Raw genomic sequence first — 20,124 nt, 5'->3', positions numbered from 1 at the left:
CCGCTCTGCTTTCTAAAAATACCTCGTGAAAAAGGTTGGTCAGTGATGAATAACGTCATTGACCAACACCCCCGTCACAGATAGTTAACAATATGTTGTGCTAGACTTTAGCCTTCCTGCGGCAACACATAATTTTTAAGCCGCGATCGTTGCATAACTATGCTGTGGAAGTTACCATCTGCGGCATCAATGGCTATTCACTATTTGCGCATGAGTATTCAACTTAATAGCATCAACTGCTTCTACGGCGTGCATCAGGCGCTTTTTGACATTCAGCTTAACTGCCCCGCCGGTGAGACTTTGGTTTTACTCGGACCCAGTGGCGCAGGTAAAAGCTCCCTGTTACGTGTTCTGAACCTGCTGGAAATGCCGCGTTCAGGGACGTTGCAAATCGCCGGTAATACCTTCGATTTCACCCGTAAACCGGACGAGAAAGCCGTTCGTGAACTGCGTCAGAATGTCGGAATGGTCTTCCAGCAATACAATCTGTGGCCGCACCGCACCGTGCTCGACAACTTACTGGAAGCCCCGATGCGTGTTCTGGGTCTGACCAAAGATGTCGCGATGCAACGCGCCGAGAAATTGCTGACCCGTCTGCGTCTGACCGATTACGCGGATCGTTTTCCGCTGCATCTTTCCGGTGGCCAGCAACAGCGTGTGGCGATTGCCCGTGCGCTGATGATGGAGCCTCAGGTTCTGCTGTTTGATGAACCGACGGCGGCGCTGGATCCGGAAATCACCGCTCAGATCGTCAGCATCATCCGCGAACTGGCTGGCACCGGCATTACCCAGGTTATCGTGACCCATGAGGTTGAAGTGGCGCGTAAAACCGCCAGCCGCGTGGTGTATATGGAAAATGGCCGCATCGTCGAACAGGGTGATGCCTCCATTTTCGCCCAGCCGCAAACCAAAGAGTTTGCCAGCTATCTTTCCCATTAACTGTATTTTCACCAATACATTGATTGATGTTTTCTACGGAGTTAGCGATGAAAAAATTAGTAATTGCCGCGGTTCTGGCTACCGTCAGTTTGTCAGCCAGCGCGGCTGATACCATCCGTTTTGCGATGGAAGCGTCTTATCCTCCGTTTGAGTTTGTAGACTCCAGCAATCAGATTCAGGGCTTCGATGTTGATCTGGCTAATGCGATGTGTAAAGAGATGCAGGCAACCTGTACTTTTACCAACCAGGCCTTCGACAGTCTGATCCCAAGCCTGAAATTCCGCCGTTTTGACGCGGTGATTTCCGGTATGGACATCACGCCTGAACGTGAAAAACAAGTGTCCTTCACCAATGCTTACTACGACAACTCCGCTATTTTCATCGCGCATTCTGGTCAGTTCGCTGACGTTGCTGCGCTGAAAGGCAAACGTGTCGGTATGCAAAACGGCACCACTCATCAGAAATTCCTGATGGATAAGCATCCTGAAATCACTGCCGTGCCTTACGACAGCTATCAGAATGCCGTGCTGGACCTGAAAAATGGTCGTCTGGACGCGGTATTCGGTGACACCGCAGTGGTGAACGAATGGCTGAAGCAGAACAAAAACCTGGCCGCTGTCGGTGACAAAATCACTGACCCGACATACTTCGGTACCGGTCTGGGTGTTGCGGTTCGTCAGAACAATACTGAATTGCTGACTAAACTGAATGATGCTCTGGCAAAAGTGAAAGCAGACGGCACTTACAAAACGCTGTATTCAAAATGGTTCCAGCAATAAGTTTGCCTATCAATGACTGAATTCCAACCTTTAGCAAGCGCCGCCGGGATGACCGTCGGCCTTGCCGTTTGTGCGCTGATACTCGGCCTGGTGCTGGCGATGATCTTCGCTGTCTGGGAATCCGCGCCGTGGAAGCCGCTTAGCTGGCTGGGCACCGCGTGGGTCACCGTGCTGCGCGGCCTGCCGGAAATCCTGGTGGTGCTGTTCATCTATTTTGGTTCTTCTCAGCTGCTGATGGTGCTGGCCGATGGCTTTAGCATCAATCTTGGTCTGTTCGCGATCCCGATCAAGTTGCCGATTGAGAATTTCGAAGTCAGCCCGTTCGTCTGTGGCGTGATCGCCCTTTCCCTGCTGTATTCGGCTTATGCATCGCAGACTTTACGTGGCGCACTGAAAGCCGTGCCGCAAGGTCAGTGGGAATCAGGTCAGGTGCTGGGCATGAAAAAATCAGCGATTTTCTTTCGCCTGATCATGCCGCAAATGTGGCGTCATGCATTGCCGGGGCTGAGCAATCAGTGGCTGGTGCTGCTGAAAGATACCGCGCTGGTGTCGCTTATCAGCGTGAATGACCTGATGCTGCAAACCAAAAGCATCGCGACCCGTACTCAGGAGCCGTTTACCTGGTATGTGATTGCGGCCTGCATTTATCTGCTTGTCACCCTGTTCAGCCAGTTCGTGATCAAACGCATCGAACTGCGTACCACCCGCTTTGAACGGAGTGCTTCCTGATGTGGGAATATTTACCTGAAGTCCTCAAAGGATTGCACACCAGCCTGACGCTGACCGTGGCGGCGCTGATTGTGGCGCTGCTGCTGGCGATGATTTTCACCGTGATTCTGACGCTGAAAGTGCCGGTCGCCAGCCAGATTGTGAAAGGTTACATCACGCTGTTTACCGGCACCCCGTTGCTGGTGCAAATCTTCCTGATTTACTACGGTCCGGGTCAGTTTCCTTCGATCCGTGAAATTCCGTGGTTATGGGAAGTGCTGTCACAACCGTGGCTTTGCGCGATGTTTGCGCTGGCGCTGAACAGCGCGGCATATACCACGCAGCTGTTTACCGGTGCGGTACGCGCCATTCCTTCCGGTCAGTGGCAATCTTGTGACGCGCTGGGTATGTCGAAGCCCCAGACCCTGCGTATCCTGCTGCCATATGCGTTTAAACGTGCGCTGTCGTCATATTCCAACGAAGTGGTGCTGGTGTTTAAAAGTACCTCGCTGGCCTACACCATCACGCTGATGGATGTTATGGGTCACAGCCAGCTGATGTATGGCCGCACGTATGACGTGATGGTCTTTGGTGCAGCCGGTCTGGTGTATCTGTGCGTCAACGGTTTACTGACCCTGATGATGCGTCTGATTGAACGCCGTGCGCTGGCATTTGAACGCCGCAACTGATTAAGCAGAAAATACCTGAAGGGACGAGAAATCGTCCCTTTTTTTGTGCCTGTAAGACCGGCCCCATGCCAGTTTATAATTTTTTAATCAAATTTATTGCATACAAATTCATTTAATGGCACTTTAATTACCGGTCTCACTTCCTGCCAGTTACCCGATTATATTAATAAAATCAGTAAACTGTACCGTGAAGGGAATGTCATTTTTTGAACAGGAATGTATTGCATGAAAAAGCTGATCCTCGCTGCCCTTTTGTCTGCCACTGCTTTTGCTGCCACTGCTGCAGATACTATTCGTTTCGGTACTTCCGCCACGTATCCGCCGTTTGAATCGATCGGTGCTGATAATCAGATTATTGGTTTTGATATCGATCTGGCGAACGCGCTGTGTAAGCAAATGCAGGAAACCTGCACCTTTACCAATCAGCCGTTTGATGGTCTGATCCCGGCGCTTAAATTCCGTCGTTTCGATGTGATCATTTCCGGCATGGACATTACCGAAGAGCGCAGCAAGCAGGTCACCTTTACCCAGCCTTACTACGCCAATACCGCGATGATCATCGGGCCAAAAGGCAAGTTCGCGTCCATCGCTGACCTGAAAGGCAAACGCGTCGGACTGGAAAATGGCACCACACACCAGAAATACCTGATGGAAAAACACCCTGAAATCACCACCGTCGGGTATGACAGCTATCAGAATGCGATTCTGGATCTGAAAAGTGGTCGCCTGGACGGCCTGCTAGGCGACACCGCAGTGCTAAATGGCTGGCTGAAATCCAACCCGAATCTCGGTGAAGTGGGTGAACTGATTAGAGATCCGCAATACTTTGGTACCGGTGTCGGCATGGCGGTGCGTCCTGATAATAAGGAACTGCTGGCGAAACTGAACACGGCGCTGGAAGGCATCAAAGCCAACGGCGAATTCCAAAAGATCAATGATAAGTGGTTCCCGTCCCACTGATCCCCCGTCATCCTTCGAGCTGACGCTGCGTTGGCAGCGTTCCAATCTGCTCCCGGCAGATTGGTCACTCACCCCGGCCACATACTGATGTATGTGACCGGGGCTCACTCAGTTGCCGCCTGGATTCAACTCGAATGATTTTGGGGAACGGACTATAAAGGCGGCTGTTCTGCGTAACATCTCTCAAAAATGTAATCTGCCAGAACTTATTACATCGAAAAAGTGATATCCGTCACACTACATTCATGGAATGACTTTTAAACTGTTCAACCGTAATCACTGTCGAGATCGAATGTTTATGCACGCACGTTTTCATACCGCCTTTGCGGCACTCCCTGAAAATTTATCCTCCGCGCTTGAGCCATTTCTGCGACATGACGACTTTCCGGCAATGTTCTCTGCGGCGGATGTTGCAGAGATAAAACAAGCGACAGGATTGAATGACGATGCGCTGGCCTTTGCTTTACTGCCGCTGGCCGCCGCCTGTTCCGTCACGCCTATTTCTCATTTCCACGTCGGTGCCATTGCCCGCGGTATTTCCGGCAATCTGTATTTCGGTGCCAATATGGAATTCGCCGGTGCGCCAATGCAGCAAACGGTTCACGCCGAGCAATCTGCAGTCACGCATGCCTGGCTGCGGGGCGAAACCCGTCTGGCTTCCATCACCGTGAACTACACGCCTTGCGGTCACTGCCGTCAGTTCATGAATGAACTGACCAGCGGAACGGCGCTGAATATTCATCTGCCGGACAGAGACGTCGCCACGCTGGGCGATTATCTGCCGCATTCATTCGGACCGAAGGATCTGGATATCACCACCCTGCTGATGGATAAGGTCGATCACGGTTTCAAAACCGATACGACTGATGCGCTGGCGCTGCTTGCGCTGGATGCCTGTAACCAGAGTCATGCGCCTTACAGCAAATCGCACAGTGGTGTGGCACTGGAAACATCCAGCGGCAAACAGTTTGCTGGCCGCTACGCAGAAAACGCTGCGTTTAACCCAAGCCTGCCTCCTTTACAGGCCGCATTAATCTTGCTGAATATGTCGGGAGAAGATTGCCTGAACGTTCGTCGCGCGGTGCTGGTTGAGCAAAAAGAGGCGCTGATCACCCAAAACGATGCCACACGCGCCACCTTAAACGCGCTGGGCTGTCAGGATGTTAGCACGCTGACCTGCTGATAGTGTGAGCGGGTTAACACTAAAGACTCCAATTGCGGAGTCTTTAGTTACATAACATTGTCATTACATTTGTCATTTGAAATCCTTATTTCCTCTCTGTTACCCTCACCGCTCCGAAATATAAAAAACAACATTCTGAATACCGGAAGAGTAAAACGATGGAACTTGAATACGAAAGTAAACGTCCCCTGTACATCCCTCACGCTGGCCCGATCCTGTTAGAATTCCCGCTGCTGAATAAAGGCAGTGCGTTCACCGAAGAAGAACGCAGCAATTTCAACCTCCACGGGTTGCTCCCGGAAGCGGTTGAAACTATCGAAGAACAAGCCGACCGTGCTTACCGCCAGTTTCAGAATTTCAAAACCGACATCGATAAGCATATCTATCTGAGAAACATTCAGGACACCAACGAAACACTGTTCTACCGCCTTCTCGACAGCCATCTCAGCGAAATGATGCCGGTGATTTATACCCCGACCGTCGGCGAAGCCTGTGAACACTTTTCTGATATTTACCGCCGCGCACGTGGCCTGTTTATCTCATATCCGAACCGCGCCCACATCGATGACATGCTGCAAAACGCCACCAAACAACACGTAAAAGTCGTGGTGGTAACTGACGGTGAGCGCATTCTTGGACTGGGCGACCAGGGCATCGGCGGGATGGGCATTCCGATTGGTAAACTGTCTCTTTACACCGCGTGTGGCGGCATCAGCCCGGCGTATACCCTGCCGGTCGTGCTCGACGCGGGGACAAACAATCCGCAACTGCTTAACGACCCGCTATATATGGGCTGGCGTCATCCGCGCATCACCGGTGAAGAGTATGAAGCCTTCGTCGATCAGTTCATTCAGGCAGTAAAAATCCGCTGGCCGAACGTGCTGTTGCAGTTTGAAGATTTTGCGCAGAAGAACGCCATGCCGCTCCTCGAACGTTATCGCGATGAGCTGTGCTGCTTTAACGATGATATTCAGGGCACAGCTTCCGTGGCGCTGGGCAGCCTGATTGCCGCCAGCAAAGCCGCCGGTGGCAAACTGAGTGATCAGACTGTCGCTTTCCTGGGCGCGGGTTCTGCCGGTTGTGGTATCGCCGAGCAAATCGTTGCGCAGATGAAATCAGAAGGTCTGAGCGAAGAAGAAGCCCGTGCAAAAGTCTTCATGGTGGATCGTTTTGGTTTGCTGACCGACAAACTGCCAAACCTGCTGGATTTTCAGAGCAAACTGGTGCAGAAAAGCATCGCACTGGCAAGCTGGGGTATGGCGAATGACAGCATTTCGTTGCTGGATGTGGTGCGTAACGCCAGGCCGACTGTGCTTATCGGCGTATCCGGCCAGCCGGGTCTGTTCACCGAAGAAATCATCCGCGAAATGCATAAACATTGTGCGCGTCCGGTGGTAATGCCGCTGAGCAACCCGACATCACGCGTAGAAGCCACGCCTGCCGATATCCTGAACTGGACCGACGGCGCGGCGCTGGTGGCCACCGGCAGCCCGTTTGCACCGGTAAGCCATAAAGGCACGCTTTACCCTATTGCCCAGTGCAATAACTCCTTTATCTTCCCGGGCATCGGTCTGGGGGTCATTGCTTCAGGCGCCACCCGCGTCACTGACGGTATGCTGATGGCCGCAAGCCGTACACTGGCAGAGTGTTCTCCGCTGGCAACCGAAGGTAAAGGCTCCCTGCTGCCGGACGTCGACGATATTCAGGGCGTGTCTAAATGCATCGCGCTGGAAGTCGGCAAAGCCGCACAGTTGCAGGGCGTGGCGATGGTGACGTCGGAAGATTCGCTGTCGAAAGCGATCGAGCACAACTTCTGGGCACCGCAATACCGCAGCTATAAACGCACCTCTTTCTGATAGAATTTTCGTCAAAAGCTGACCGGCCATGATCCAGACCAATGCCCTGCGCATTGGTCTTTTTTTTCCGCTAAATTGCAGCGCATTACGCAGATTCGAAAGTAATTGCCTGAAAAGTGCTGAAAAAACCCGCGAAGCCGGCCGATACAGAGTCCAACGTATTGCGAACCCCGAAGAGGTAAAGTAGCCTTGGATACGATTTCCATCTGGTCATAACAGGGATACCTATGATTAAGCGACTTATAGCTGGCGTTTTCGGCATCATTATTCTGATGCTGGCTGTCGCTATTGGACTTGATCAGTGGATCAGCTTACGCACCCAGCCTTATATTTACGACGAAGTACAGACCCTGCCACATCGTCAGGTCGGCGTGGTACTCGGAACGTCAAAATATTACCGCACCGGCGTGATCAACCAGTATTACCTGTACCGCATTCAGGGCGCGATTAATGCTTACAACAGCGGTAAGGTAAAATACTTACTGCTCAGTGGTGACAATGCGCAGCAAAGTTACAATGAGCCGAGCACCATGCGACGTGACCTCATCGCCGCCGGGATCCCCGCCAGCGACATTGTGCTCGATTACGCCGGATTCAGGACGCTCGATTCCATCGTGCGCACGCGTAAAGTCTTCGACACCAACGATTTCATCATCATCACCCAGCGTTTCCACTGTGAACGTGCGCTGTTTATCGCGTTGCATATGGGGATTCAGGCGCAATGTTTTGCCGTCCCTTCGCCGAAAAACATGCTCAGCGTCCGCAGCCGTGAAATCTTCGCCCGTCTGGGCGCGCTGACCGATTTGTATCTGCTTAAACGCGAGCCGCGCTTCCTTGGCCCGTTGATCCCAATCCCTGCGATACACAATATTCCTGATGATGCACAGGGCTATCCGGCGGTGACGCCTGAGCAGTTACTGGCTCTGCAACAACAGCTGGAAGACGAGAAGAAAGCCGCTATCGCCAAAGCCGCGGCTGATAAAGCAGCAGCAGATAAAGCGGCTGCGGATAAAGCCGCCGAAGAACAAGCGGCAAAATTGAAGGCCGAGCAGAAAGCCAATGAAGCCGCTCAGGCTGAAACCGAGGATGCCGCTCCTCAACCTGAACCGGCGAAACCGGTGGGCAGAAATCCATTCCAGCAGTGAAAACCACACAGCTCCCACCCCTTCGCAGGGGAGGGAGTTGATCGAGCTCCGAATTTACGACAGCAAAAAGGCCGCATACGCGGCCTTTTGTTTTTACTACCCGATAACTTATTTTTTCTTGGCGTATTTCAAAGAGTCCAGCGCCACCGCGAAGATGATGATGCTGCCTTTGATGATGTACTGCCAGTAAGGGTTGACGCCGATATAGGTCAGACCGTAGTTGATGACGGTGAAGATCAGCACACCGGTTACCACGCCTGCCACAGAACCCACACCACCGGCGAATGATACGCCACCGACCACGCACGCTGCGATGGCATCGAGTTCGTACATAAAGCCGAGGTTGTTGGTCGCACTGCCGATACGCCCTGCTTCCAGCAAACCACCGAAGGCATAGAACACACCAGAGAGCGCGTAAATCATGATCAGGTTTAACGGTACGTTAACGCCTGAAACTTTCGCAGCTTCCGGGTTACCGCCGATGGCGAAGATGTTTTTACCAAAGCGCGTTTTGTTCCACAACACCCAGACGAAAGCGATAGCAATGACCGCATAGAAGGTGATGTAGGAAAGCTTCAGGCCGCCCAGGTGGATAAAGCCCTGTGCAAACTTGGAGAAAGCAGGATCGAAACCGGCAATCGGTGAGGAGCCCACATAGTCGTAATACAGGGAGTTAATCCCGTAAACGATAATCATGGTACCCAACGTAGTGATAAACGGCGTCACGTTCAGGTAAGCGATGATAATACCGTTAAGCAAACCGATCAGCGCGCCGACGATACACACGGTAAGAATGACCAGCGGGATCGGCACCACTTCCAGATGTGGGAAGACTTTGTTGACGTTGTCCATTGCCTGCAACATGGTGGCTGCGACAACCGCCGCTAAACCAACCTGACGACCGGCAGACAGGTCGGTACCTTGTGTGACAATCAGACCCGCCACACCAAGCGCAATAATCACGCGCACAGAAGATTGCGTAAGAATGTTACTTAAGTTAACCAGACTGAGGAAGCTGGGATCCTGGATGATAATAATGGCCAGTAAGACCAGCAGTACCACATAAATCCCGCCCTCTTTTAAATAAGTGAGCACACTTTTCTTATTTAATGCTTTCATAATAAGAACCCTTAAAAATTAGAGATGCAAGGAAGCCAGGCGTAATATTTCATTCTGCGAAGTCGTTTTTGTGTCAACAATACCCGCAACCTGTCCATTACTCATAACCAATATTCTGTCAGTAATACCCAGCAACTCAGGCATTTCAGAGGAGATAATAATGATCCCCTTCTCTTTTTTAGCCAACTCGGTGATTAACTGGTAAATTTCAAATTTAGCGCCAACGTCAATCCCACGAGTTGGTTCATCCAGCATTAATATTTCAGGATTGGTTAATAACCAGCGCCCGATAATGACTTTTTGCTGGTTCCCGCCAGACAAAGAGCCAATACTGGTTTTATGCCCTGGTGTTTTCACGCGCATGGAATCGATAACCCACTGGGTATCGCTTTTCATACGGGCGGTGTCGAGCAATCCGGCTTTATTTTTATATTGACGGATGTTCGAAATCAGCGAGTTAAAACCGATATCCAGATACGCATAAATACCGGTTGAACGACGCTCTTCAGTCACCAGCGCAAACCCGTGATTAATGGCTTCATTGGCGCTGTGATTGTTAATTTTTTTGCCGTGCAGTTTAATGGTTCCGGATACTTTCTCACGGATGCCAAATAATGTTTCAACGATATCCGTACGTTTCGCACCGACCAGACCGGCAATTCCGAGGATTTCCCCTTTATGTAAATCAAAGGAAATATCGCGGATCGAAGGCTGACGCAGTGAAGTCAGATTACGGACTTCGAGGATCACTTCACCCGGGACGTTCTGACGGTCCGGGAAGCGCTGACTGAGTGAACGACCGACCATCATGGAAATGATTCTGTCCATGTCGAGGCCTTCCAGCGACTGAGTGGCAATCCACTGGCCGTCACGCAGGATGGTGATTTCATCACACAGCTGGAAAATTTCTTCCATCTTATGAGAGATATACACAATGCCGCAGCCGCGATCTTTCAGCTTACGGATAATCGTGAACAGGTGGTTCACTTCCTTTTCCGTCAGGGAAGATGTCGGTTCGTCCATAATGACGATTTTGGCATTGTAGGAAAACGCCTTGGCGATTTCGATCATCTGCATCTGGGAAACAGACAATTTACCGACCTTATCACGCGGATCGATATCGATATCCAGCTCATCAAAAATCGCTTTGGTGTCTTTGTACATTTTGTCCTGATCGACAAAAATGCCTTTGGTCGGATAACGTCCCAGCCACATGTTGTCCATGACGGTACGTTGTAACACCAGGTTTAATTCCTGATGCACCATCGACACACCTTGTTCAAGCGCCTCTTTGGAACTTTTAAAATTAACTTCCTGTCCCTGAAAAAGAATCGTACCCGAGTCTTTGCTGTAAATTCCAAAAAGACATTTTAATAATGTGGATTTACCCGCGCCATTTTCACCCATTAAGGCATGGATGGAATGCGGACGCACTTTTAAATTCACATTATCTAACGCCTTAACGCCTGGGAATGATTTATTAATGCCGCTCATTTCCAGCAGGAATTCACCTGGCTTTTCTGTTTTTGTGTCAGATAACGAAATATCGGCCATAGTTGTACCTGGCTAAAGATAAAAATAAACGGATGTATTAATACCTGATGTCAGTAATGCAGCCGGCAAGCGAACCTGCCGGCTGCATCATGACATGACGTCCTGTCAGATAAGCATTAACGTCTCAATACCCTTCATTCTTCACGTTGCAGATGCGTTGGCCGCTCTTATTCGCCCGAATCACTTACCTGAGTAAGCTCATCGGGACTCACTCGTTTGCTGCCTTCCTGCAACTCAAATTATTTTGGGTATAACACTTACTCTTTTTTACAGCTTAACCGCAATATTAATTGCCACTGCTTAACTTTGTTTTTCTTTATTGCTGTCTGTCAGTCTTGATGCTTACTACATAAAACTAAAAGTCAGTCTTATTTCGTGAAAGTAGACAGATTATCTTTATCTACCGCCACGTAAGGAATACGAACGACTTTATTTTCAACTTTCCAGCTGGTGCCATCAGCTGCGGATTTGCCTGCAGCCAGATTTTTAGCCAGCTCAAAGGTTGCTTTAGCCTGGTTGCTTGCATCGTTCAGCACGGTACCGGCCATTGCGCCAGATTTAACCAGTGCCAGCGCTTCCGGCAACGCATCCACACCGAAGACCGGAATGCTGGATTTGTTATGAGATTTCAGTGCTTCTACAGCGCCCATTGCCATTGCGTCGTTGTTGGCGATAACCACTTCGATTTTGTTAGCGTTAGGACCGGACAACCATGCGTCCATTTTGTCTTTCGCCTGAGCGGTATCCCACATGGCGGTATCGAGCTGCAGCTGATCAGTTTTCAGGCCTTCTTTGCCATTCAGGGTGCTGATCACGTATTTAGTACGCGCTTCAGCATCCGGGTGACCCGGTTCGCCTTTGATCAGTACGTACTGGATGGTGCCGTCTTTGTTCAGATCCCAGGCCGGGTTAGCTTTCCAGTGTTTAGCAATCAGCTCACCCTGGATAACGCCGGATTCTTTAGAGTCAGTCCCGACGTAATACGCTTTGTCGTAGCTGTCTAAATCTTTACGGGAAGGTTCTTTGTTATAGAAAACAACAGGAATGCCAGCACCGCGGGCTTTCTCGATAATTACCGGGGCAGCAGCCGGGTCAACCAGGTTGATGGCTAACGCTTTAACACCCTTCGCCAGCATAACGTCAACCTGGTCATTCTGGGTGGACTGGCTGTTTTGCGAGTCATTCATCAGCAGTTGCACATCTGGAGACGCTTTTGCATCTTTCTCAATGGCTTTGCGAACTTCGGACATGAAGTTGTCATCATATTTGTAGACGGTGACGCCGATTTTTGTATCAGCAGCATGCGCGGCAAAACCAAACATCATGCTTGCAGCCAGAGTCGCCAGGGTGAAGACCTTCTTATTCATTTGTATCTCCGGTTATGTAGGGTGTTACAGAATGTGGCACCGGAAATCCATGCGGGAGCAGTACAGATCCACGCTATGTTTGCGGGTGCCTGCCATCCTTGACTTATAACGTCCTGACTCGCTGTGAAACAAGTCCGCCAGGCGGACCCAAATTGAATCATATTGAAAACGAATGAATCATAATGTGCGTGATGTTAATAAACTGTGAAAGTTCTCACAGATTGAAAACGGTTACATCGCGTTATTTGATCAATAAGTGACGGGCGCCACATTTTGCCACGGTGACACCGAATGGCGTCTGACCAGCGTCGGCATAAAACAATGCGATACGCCCGCAGATAGCTGTTCTGCCGCACCTTTTAGCGCCAGTTCGGTTGCCAGTGTTGCCATAGAAACGATCGGATAGCGCACCGTCGTCATCTTCGGACTGGTATAACGGGCAATCGGAATATCATCAAAACCAATCAAAGAAAAATCGTCTGGAATGTTAATTCCGTTTTCTTTCAACACGGCCATCGCACCCGCCGCCATCGAATCGTTATACGCAAACACCGCACTCAGATGTAAATTACGGCCAAGCAATTCCACCATCGCCGCCTCCCCGCCCTGCAGATCCGGCGAACTTTGCGCCCGCCATGCGGCAGGTGGCGCATCACCGCTCTGATGTGCCTGCGTCATTGTCTGCGTCATTGCTTGTGAATAGCCCTGATAACGCTGCAAATCGTCTTCGATTCCGTGACTGGAACCGATATAACCAATGCGCTGATGCCCCTGAGATAGCAGTAAACGGGTCGCCATTTCCGCACCGCTGACGTTATCAAGCCAGACGCAACGGTGTTCGTAGCCCGGAATAACCCGGTTAATCAGCACCATGCCGGAAACCTGATCCATAAAGCGGGAAAGCTCGTCATCGCCCAGTGCTTTGGAATGCACAATCAGCGCGTTACAGCGTTGTCGAATCAAAACCTCAATAGCATGCCTTTCTTTTTCGGCAATATGATAGCTGTTACCTATCAGGACATATTTCTGATGCTGCTGTGCAACGGTATCCACCGCTTTCACCAGCGCGCCAAAAAACGGATCGGAAACGTCCATCACGACAACGCCGATAGTGTCGCTGGTTTGAGTTGCCAGCGCCTGCGCATTGGCATTTGGCCGGTATCCCAGCGTGGCGACCGCCTGTAAAACTTGTTCGCGCGCTTCTTTGCTGGCGATTGCCGGATTGTTCAGAACACGTGAAACGGTGGCGACAGAAACGCCCGCCAGCCGGGCGACATCACGAATGGTGACCATGCGTCGCTCCGTGATCAGCCAGAGAATGGTAAGGAGGAATACGGAAGTTTTTGACCCAGGAAGTAAAAAATGCAGACAAAGAGAAGCGAGGTGAAGTGCTCATGGCGTTTCCTTTATTAGTGTAGTGGTCGTCGGACTGGCACGACCGCTATCCTAATCATTTTGTGAAAACGCCTGCGTGAATCTCGTCACAGGAAAGAAAACGTTTACATACAATTTTGCAACCTTCATCCCAAATCCATCATTTAGGATGATGTATCGACCTCAGGCTCAGGTGGTTTTCAGTTCTTCGCCTGCGGCTTTCGCCGTCAGAAGACGCCATAACCATTCCACCGGCCCCTGACTGAAACGGCGCAACCACAGCAGCGTCACCAGCAGATTACATGCCCAGACCATCGGCACCAGCGCCACCAGTTGCAAGCGGTCGAAGTGCTGGTAGAAGCCGAAAATGTTGAAAAAGGTGGTGCAGATAAGAGTCTGCAACAGATAGTTGGTCAGCGCCGTGCGACCAATCATTGATACCCAGCGCGTCAGTCGCCAGCGGGAGATCTGCGGCCAGAAGCCGTAACACAGCGCCAGATAACTGACGGCCTGCATCAGTGAGCCAATTTCACGCGGCACCTGCAATAAAAAACCACTCCAGCGGTAGTCCCAGACGGTGCGGTATTGCATATAAATCGCCGGGATTTGTATCAGCAATGAAAGCGGTAACAGTACTGCGGCAACTTTACGGTAATGCGAGGGACGAAATCCGCCTTTCAGCCAGCCGCTGCGCATCAGACCGGAACCTATGAGCATTGCGCCCGCCAGTTCCCAGCCATATTGCGCGCCGATCGCCAGAAGACTCGACGACAGCAAATCGAGCCGGTTCTGAATCGCTTCCCAGCCGCCTTTCAGCCGCCAGTATTGTTCATATTGAATCTCCGCCGGTCCCGGAAGCCAGAAACTGCCGGGCTTGGGCGAACTGATAAGCCCGAGCATGGCCAGTACCGCCACGCCAATCAGATACAAAATAATGCCCGTGGAAATCAGCGACTGACTGCTGCGCCCTTCCCGCACCATCCGCCAGCACACCAGACCGATCAGTCCGTAAGACAGCAAAATATCGCCATCCCACAGCAAGGTCGCGTGTAAAAATCCGCACAGCAACAGAATCGAAAGACGCGCCTGGATCCAGTGTTTACCACGCGGCAGCAACAAATACAGTCCGCCGCCAAACAGCATGGCGAACATCATCAGGAACTTGCCCTGCGCCACGACGTCGAGCACCGCCCATGTCCAGGTATCAGAAGTCGAGGGAGTACCGGCAAATGCCGGATTCAGGTAAGCGGCTTTCGGTAACCCGAAGGCGCTGATATTGAGCAGAAGAATGCCAAAAATGGCGAGACCACGGGCAAAGTCGAGCGTGGCAATACGTGAGCGCATACCTGGCGTTCCTGTTAACGGTAAGGAGCTGATAATTGTGCGGGCTCCAGACAGACTAACGGCACCCTGAAGGTGCCGCAATATTAAAGTGTCTGACTGTTTAAAACGCTGCTGTTAGCTGGCGTGTCTTACGGTTCTTAAAAATTCTTGTCGCGTATTCTGGCTGGATTTGAAAAGACCGCCCAGAGACGTCGTGGTCGTTGCGCTGGTCGCGTCACGCACACCGCGCGCTTTCACGCAGTAATGCACCGCATCAATGGAAACCGCCACGTTGGTGGTGCCGAGCAGGGTCTGCAAGGCCACCAGAATCTGCTGGGTCAGACGTTCCTGAACCTGTGGACGCTGCGAGAAGAACTGCACGATGCGGTTGATTTTCGACAGGCCAATCACAGTGTCTTTCGGGATGTACGCCACGGTCGCTTTACCGTCGATGGTCACGAAATGGTGTTCGCAGGTGCTGGTTAGCGTGATGTCGCGCACGGTGACCATTTCATCCACTTTCATCTTATTTTCGATGACGGTGATTTTCGGGAAGTTGGCGTAATCGAGCCCGGAGAAGATTTCATCCACATACATCTTGGCGATGCGGTGCGGCGTTTCCGCCAGACTGTCATCGGAAAGATCCAGATTAAGAAGCTGCATGATACCGGTCATATGTTCCTGGATCCGCTGCTTGCGCGTTTCATTGTCGATCGGCAAAGCTTCACGCAGAGGGGTTTCCAGACCACGGGCTAACAGGGCCTCGTGAACCAAATTGGCTTCTTTACTCAGGATTGGCATTCTTTCTTTCTCCGGCAGATGTAATCACTTTGACGCAGATCACGCTAAAGTGAGGTGGCTTACTGTAGAGGAGAGCCGGTTCAGAATCCAGTGATAGTGTTTCATGATGGATGAAATAGCTGCAACTTATCGGTTATGCCGGAAGACCAGCGCCCCTGCAATAATGAAACCAGCCAGCGCGACGTACAACGCAGGCTCCAGCTGATGCGTCAGCGCGGTAGAAATTGCCGACAGAACCGGGCCAAATAACTGACCGACGGCGTAACCGGTGGTCAGCAATCCGGCCATATAACGGCTGTGATTCGGCGCCAGTTCACGGCTGCACTGCAAAGCGAGTTGAACCACGCTGAGGAAACCGCCGCCGGTCAGCAATGCGCCGAGCACCAGACCGGTCACGCCCGGCACCACTTCCGCACATAAAATTCCCAGCCCCTGCGCCCATAATGTCAGCGCCAGACGTTTATGCGTCGTCAGGCGGTGCCGGGTCAGAATGCCGATGATAATACCGATAACCGCCGCGCCGCCAAACACCGGCCAGACGAACTGCGCGAACAGGCTGTCAGGAAAACGCGCACTCGCCATTTGCGATAAAAACGTCGCCGGAAGGATGTAACCAAAACCCGCCAGACTGTAACTCCACACCAGACGTTTCAGCGCAGGCGTCATCACTAGCGGTTCCGTCGCCACATGGGAACGGTGCAGATCGCCTTTGCGCGGCAGGTTCGGGGTGATAATCGCCACAAAAATCAGCGCCAGCACGCCGTAGACACACCAGGCCTGCGCCGAGCTCAGCTGCAAACTGTGGATACCGACCGCTAACGTGCCGCTGAGAAAAATTCCCGCCCCTGGCCCGGCGAAAACCGCCGCACTCAGTGCCGGACGGCCATAATGCGCCAGCCGTTCGTTACACCACGCCGACACCATTACCATCGCCCAGCCGCTGGTCCAGCCAATCATGAAGCGCACAATGCTGTGCAGCACTTCACCGGAAATCACTGCGGATAATAACGTCAGAACTACCCCGCCCCACACGCCGAGCCACAGACGGCGTTCGAGATGTTTGCTGGCACGCATTCCATCGAATGCGCCGCACAGATAACCAAGATAGTTGAAGGCCGCGACCAGCCCGGCGCCGGTCAGGCTGAACTGATGTTCAGCTATCATTAAAGGAACCTGCGGCGTAAAGGCGAAGCGCCCGATACCCATCGCGACCACAAAAGCCAGAAAACCACTTAATGCAATACGAAAAGCCATAACTGCTCCGTCAGAAGAAACCGCGATGCAACATATCAGAAACAATGAATAAACATACTCAAAGCCTGTTGCCGAAAACAGCAGATTTCTTAAAAGAAAGTTAATTGGAAGTTGTGGCTATGATGCCTTATGAGTACAATCACGAAAACTGAATAATACAAACCAACTTGCTTACGATAAGAGAACACAGGAACCCATAATGGATCTGACTCAGTTACGGATGTTTTGCTGCGTAGCGGAAACCGGTTCGCTGGCGCGTGCGGCAGAGCAGTTACACCGCGTGCCATCAAACCTGACCACCCGTTTACGCCAGCTCGAACTCGAACTGGGTACAGATTTGTTCATCCGTGAAAAACAGCGCATCCGCCTTTCCGCGATGGGTCACAACTTCCTTAACTACGCCGAACGTATTCTGGCGCTGAGTGATGAAGCCATGAGCATCACACATGCCGGAGAACCTGCCGGGAACTTCGCGCTGGGCTCGATGGAAAGCACGGCAGCAACGCGTCTGCCTTCGTTGCTGGCGGCCTATCATCAGAAATTCCCGCAGGTGGCATTGTCGCTGGTGACCGCCACGTCCGGTGAAACCATCGACAGCGTGCGGGCGGGACGTCTCGCGGCGGCGCTGGTTGATGGCCCGATCGATTTTGACGACATCAACGGTTGTATCTCTTTTCACGAACGCATGGTGGTGATCAGTCCGCTGCGCGAATCACCGCTCGACGTGCCCGCCGGTCGCAGCGGTCATACCGTTTTTGCGTTTCGCCCGAGCTGTTCCTACCGCCAGCGGTTGCAGGGCTGGATTAAGCATATGAATGTGCCGGTTGCCAACACAATGGAGATCCAGTCCTATCATTCAATGATGGCCTGTGTCGCCAGCGGTGCGGGTATCGCGATGATCCCGCGTTCGGTGCTGGAACAATTGCCCGGGCACGAACGGGTAGAAATTCACGAAATTCCGGATGAATTCGCCGATACCGCCACCTGGCTTATCTGGCGCAGGGATGCGTTCAGCCCGAATGTCCGGGCGCTGAAAGAACTGATTATTGAACAGAATGACGGTGTGATCCCGTTACTGAAACACCCGCTGGCTGGCGAACATGACCCGGCTTTGCATCCGACGTATTAACCTGAAATCTGATTAAGTAAAAAACACCTGACTGGAGCTACATAATGGAAATGATTAAAACGCGTGCGGCCGTCGCCTGGGGCCCGAATCAACCTCTGTCCATCGAAGAAGTCGATTTGATGCCACCACAAAAAGGCGAAGTGCTGGTGCGTATCGTCGCCACCGGTGTTTGTCATACAGACGCTTACACGCTGTCCGGCAAAGATCCGGAAGGCGTTTTCCCGGCAATCCTCGGTCATGAAGGCGGCGGTATCGTTGAAGCCGTTGGCGAAGGCGTCACCAGCCTGGCCGTCGGCGACCACGTGATCCCGCTGTACACGCCGGAATGTGGCGAGTGTAAATACTGTAAATCCGGCAAAACCAACCTGTGTCAGGCGATCCGCACCACACAAGGTAAAGGCCTGATGCCGGACGGCACCACCCGTTTCTTCAAAGACGGCAAGCCGATTTTCCATTACATGGGCACTTCGACTTTCTCCGAATACACCGTTGTTCCTGAAATCTCCCTGGCGAAAATCAACAAAGAAGCGCCGCTGGAAGAAGTGTGTCTGCTCGGTTGCGGCGTGACCACCGGCATGGGCGCGGTAATGAACACGGCTAAAGTCAAAAAAGGCGACACCGTGGCGATCTTCGGTCTGGGTGGCATTGGCCTTTCAGCGATTATCGGCGCAGTGATGGCCGGCGCAGGCCGCATCATCGGTATCGATCTGAACACCAGCAAGTTCGATCTGGCACGTAAACTCGGCGCTACAGATCTGATCAACCCGAAAGATTACGACAAGCCGATTCAGGAAGTGATCGTTGAAATGACCGACGGCGGCGTGGACTTCTCCTTTGAATGTATCGGCAACGTCAACGTGATGCGTTCCGCGCTGGAATGCTGCCACAAAGGCTGGGGCGAATCCGTCATCATCGGCGTGGCCGGTGCCGGTGAAGAAATCTCCACCCGTCCGTTCCAGCTGGTGACCGGTCGTGTATGGCGTGGTTCCGCATTTGGTGGCGTGAAAGGCCGCAGCCAGTTGCCGGGCATTGTGCAGCGTTATATGGACGGTGAATTCGCCCTGAACGATTTCATCACCCATACCCTGCCGCTGGAAGAAATCAACGAAGCGTTTGACCTGATGCACGAAGGGAAATCTATCCGCACGGTTATTCATTTTAATAAGTAAGGAATGTTTCGATGAGCAGCTCGATTGAACTACTCGAAGAACACCGGATGTTTGGCGGCTGGCAGCAGCGCTACCGTCATACGTCTGCGAGCCTGAATTGCAGCATGACGTTCAGCATTTATCTGCCACCGGCAAAAGACGATGCACCGCCGCCGGTACTGTACTGGCTGTCGGGCCTGACCTGTAATGATGAAAACTTCACCCTTAAAGCCGGGGCGCAGCGCGTCGCGGCTGAGCTGGGGCTGATTCTGGTGATGCCGGACACCAGCCCGCGCGGTGAAGGTGTCGCCAACGACGAAGGCTACGACCTCGGTCAGGGCGCAGGTTTTTACCTGAACGCCACGCAGTCGCCGTGGGCAGCGCATTACCGGATGTACGATTACCTGCTCGATGAGTTGCCTGCGCTGATCAGCGGGCATTTCAAGGTCAGCGACCGGCAGTCAATCTTCGGCCATTCGATGGGCGGCCACGGCGCGCTGATGCTGGCGTTGCGTAATCCCCAGCGTTTCTGTTCTGTGTCCGCGTTTGCACCGATTGTGAACCCGGCTCAGGTGCCGTGGGGGCGTAAAGCTTTCACTGCGTATCTGGGGGATGACGAAAGCCAGTGGCTGCAATACGACAGTTGCCACCTGCTGAGTGCATTGCCTGCGGATCAGAAAACGTTCCCGATTTTAGTTGATCAGGGCGACGACGATCAGTTCCTGGCGGATCAGTTGCAGCCGTCAAAGCTGGCAGAAATCGCCCGTCAGCGCGGCTGGCCTTTACAGTTGCGCGC

18 protein-coding genes are annotated in these 20,124 nt (G+C 52.2%); 11 read left to right on the top strand and 7 right to left on the bottom strand.

Annotated elements, in window-relative coordinates; translation table 11 throughout:
- Positions 1-210 precede the first annotated feature (210 nt).
- The 8 genes from artP (at position 211) to sanA (ending at position 8,259) form a co-directional block, all read left to right on the top strand.
- On the top strand, positions 211-939 hold the full coding sequence (gene artP / locus UC15_RS04250) for an arginine ABC transporter ATP-binding protein ArtP (protein ID WP_112287396.1): 729 nt from the start codon (positions 211-213) through the stop codon (positions 937-939).
- 47 nt (positions 940-986) lie between these two features.
- Positions 987-1,718 carry an arginine ABC transporter substrate-binding protein gene (gene artJ, locus UC15_RS04245; protein WP_112287282.1) on the top strand — a complete coding sequence of 244 codons (732 nt, stop codon included), beginning with the start codon at positions 987-989 and terminating at the stop codon, positions 1,716-1,718.
- A 12-nt stretch (positions 1,719-1,730) separates the two neighbouring features.
- Complete coding sequence (gene artQ, locus UC15_RS04240) at positions 1,731-2,447, top strand: arginine ABC transporter permease ArtQ (RefSeq protein ID WP_013574753.1); 717 nt, start codon at positions 1,731-1,733, stop codon at positions 2,445-2,447.
- On the top strand, positions 2,447-3,115 hold the full coding sequence (gene artM, locus UC15_RS04235) for an arginine ABC transporter permease ArtM (RefSeq protein ID WP_112287281.1): 669 nt from the start codon (positions 2,447-2,449) through the stop codon (positions 3,113-3,115). Before artQ ends, artM begins: the two co-directional genes overlap by 1 nt.
- A 225-nt stretch (positions 3,116-3,340) precedes the next feature.
- Positions 3,341-4,075 carry an arginine ABC transporter substrate-binding protein gene (locus UC15_RS04230; protein ID WP_112287280.1) on the top strand — a complete coding sequence of 245 codons (735 nt, stop codon included), beginning with the start codon at positions 3,341-3,343 and terminating at the stop codon, positions 4,073-4,075.
- Between the two features lie 298 nt (positions 4,076-4,373).
- Positions 4,374-5,258, top strand: a complete 885-nt coding sequence (gene cdd, locus UC15_RS04225) for a cytidine deaminase (protein WP_112287279.1) — start codon at positions 4,374-4,376, stop codon at positions 5,256-5,258.
- Between the two features lie 158 nt (positions 5,259-5,416).
- A complete protein-coding gene (locus tag UC15_RS04220) occupies positions 5,417-7,114 on the top strand; it encodes an NAD-dependent malic enzyme (RefSeq protein ID WP_112287278.1) in 1,698 nt (565 codons plus the stop codon).
- 227 nt (positions 7,115-7,341) lie between these two features.
- A complete protein-coding gene (gene sanA, locus UC15_RS04215) occupies positions 7,342-8,259 on the top strand; it encodes an outer membrane permeability protein SanA (RefSeq protein ID WP_112287277.1) in 918 nt (305 codons plus the stop codon).
- 108 nt (positions 8,260-8,367) lie between these two features.
- Here the strand turns inward: sanA and mglC are convergent, their stop codons facing one another.
- The 7 genes from mglC to UC15_RS04180 form a co-directional block, all read right to left on the bottom strand.
- Positions 8,368-9,378 (bottom strand): galactose/methyl galactoside ABC transporter permease MglC, encoded by a 1,011-nt coding sequence (gene mglC / locus UC15_RS04210; protein WP_112287276.1) that lies wholly within the window; start codon positions 9,376-9,378, stop codon positions 8,368-8,370.
- A gap of 18 nt (positions 9,379-9,396) precedes the next feature.
- Positions 9,397-10,932, bottom strand: coding sequence for a galactose/methyl galactoside ABC transporter ATP-binding protein MglA (mglA, locus tag UC15_RS04205; RefSeq protein ID WP_112287275.1), 1,536 nt, complete (start codon positions 10,930-10,932; stop codon positions 9,397-9,399).
- A 368-nt stretch (positions 10,933-11,300) separates the two neighbouring features.
- Complete coding sequence (gene mglB, locus UC15_RS04200) at positions 11,301-12,299, bottom strand: galactose/glucose ABC transporter substrate-binding protein MglB (RefSeq protein WP_112287274.1); 999 nt, start codon at positions 12,297-12,299, stop codon at positions 11,301-11,303.
- 249 nt (positions 12,300-12,548) lie between these two features.
- The gene (gene galS / locus UC15_RS04195) at positions 12,549-13,592 is read right to left on the bottom strand and encodes an HTH-type transcriptional regulator GalS (RefSeq protein ID WP_112287273.1); all 1,044 of its coding nucleotides are present in this window, start codon (positions 13,590-13,592) and stop codon (positions 12,549-12,551) included.
- 270 nt (positions 13,593-13,862) lie between these two features.
- Positions 13,863-15,017, bottom strand: a complete 1,155-nt coding sequence (gene yeiB / locus UC15_RS04190) for a DUF418 domain-containing protein YeiB (RefSeq protein ID WP_112287272.1) — start codon at positions 15,015-15,017, stop codon at positions 13,863-13,865.
- 114 nt (positions 15,018-15,131) lie between these two features.
- Entirely contained in the window at positions 15,132-15,797 is a 666-nt protein-coding gene (gene folE / locus UC15_RS04185; protein WP_112287271.1) for a GTP cyclohydrolase I FolE, read from the bottom strand.
- A gap of 126 nt (positions 15,798-15,923) precedes the next feature.
- A complete protein-coding gene (locus UC15_RS04180; RefSeq protein WP_112287270.1) occupies positions 15,924-17,051 on the bottom strand; it encodes a YbfB/YjiJ family MFS transporter in 1,128 nt (375 codons plus the stop codon).
- 199 nt (positions 17,052-17,250) lie between these two features.
- On the opposite strand from UC15_RS04180, the gene UC15_RS04175 reads away from it, so the two are divergent.
- The 3 genes from UC15_RS04175 to fghA all read left to right on the top strand — a co-directional run.
- Positions 17,251-18,180 carry a LysR family transcriptional regulator gene (locus UC15_RS04175; RefSeq protein WP_112287269.1) on the top strand — a complete coding sequence of 310 codons (930 nt, stop codon included), beginning with the start codon at positions 17,251-17,253 and terminating at the stop codon, positions 18,178-18,180.
- 44 nt (positions 18,181-18,224) lie between these two features.
- Positions 18,225-19,349, top strand: coding sequence for an S-(hydroxymethyl)glutathione dehydrogenase/class III alcohol dehydrogenase (locus UC15_RS04170; protein ID WP_112287268.1), 1,125 nt, complete (start codon positions 18,225-18,227; stop codon positions 19,347-19,349).
- 11 nt (positions 19,350-19,360) lie between these two features.
- Positions 19,361-20,124, top strand: a 764-nt coding sequence (gene fghA / locus UC15_RS04165; protein ID WP_112287267.1) for an S-formylglutathione hydrolase, incomplete at its 3' end; no start/stop codon positions are given.

Origin of the sequence: Rahnella sp. AN3-3W3, from assembly GCF_003263545.1 — a bacterium.
In the GTDB taxonomy this organism is placed as follows: domain Bacteria; phylum Pseudomonadota; class Gammaproteobacteria; order Enterobacterales; family Enterobacteriaceae; genus Rahnella; species Rahnella variigena.
Note: the sequence above shows the minus strand (reverse complement) of the source record. Positions and strands in the feature narration are given on the sequence as shown.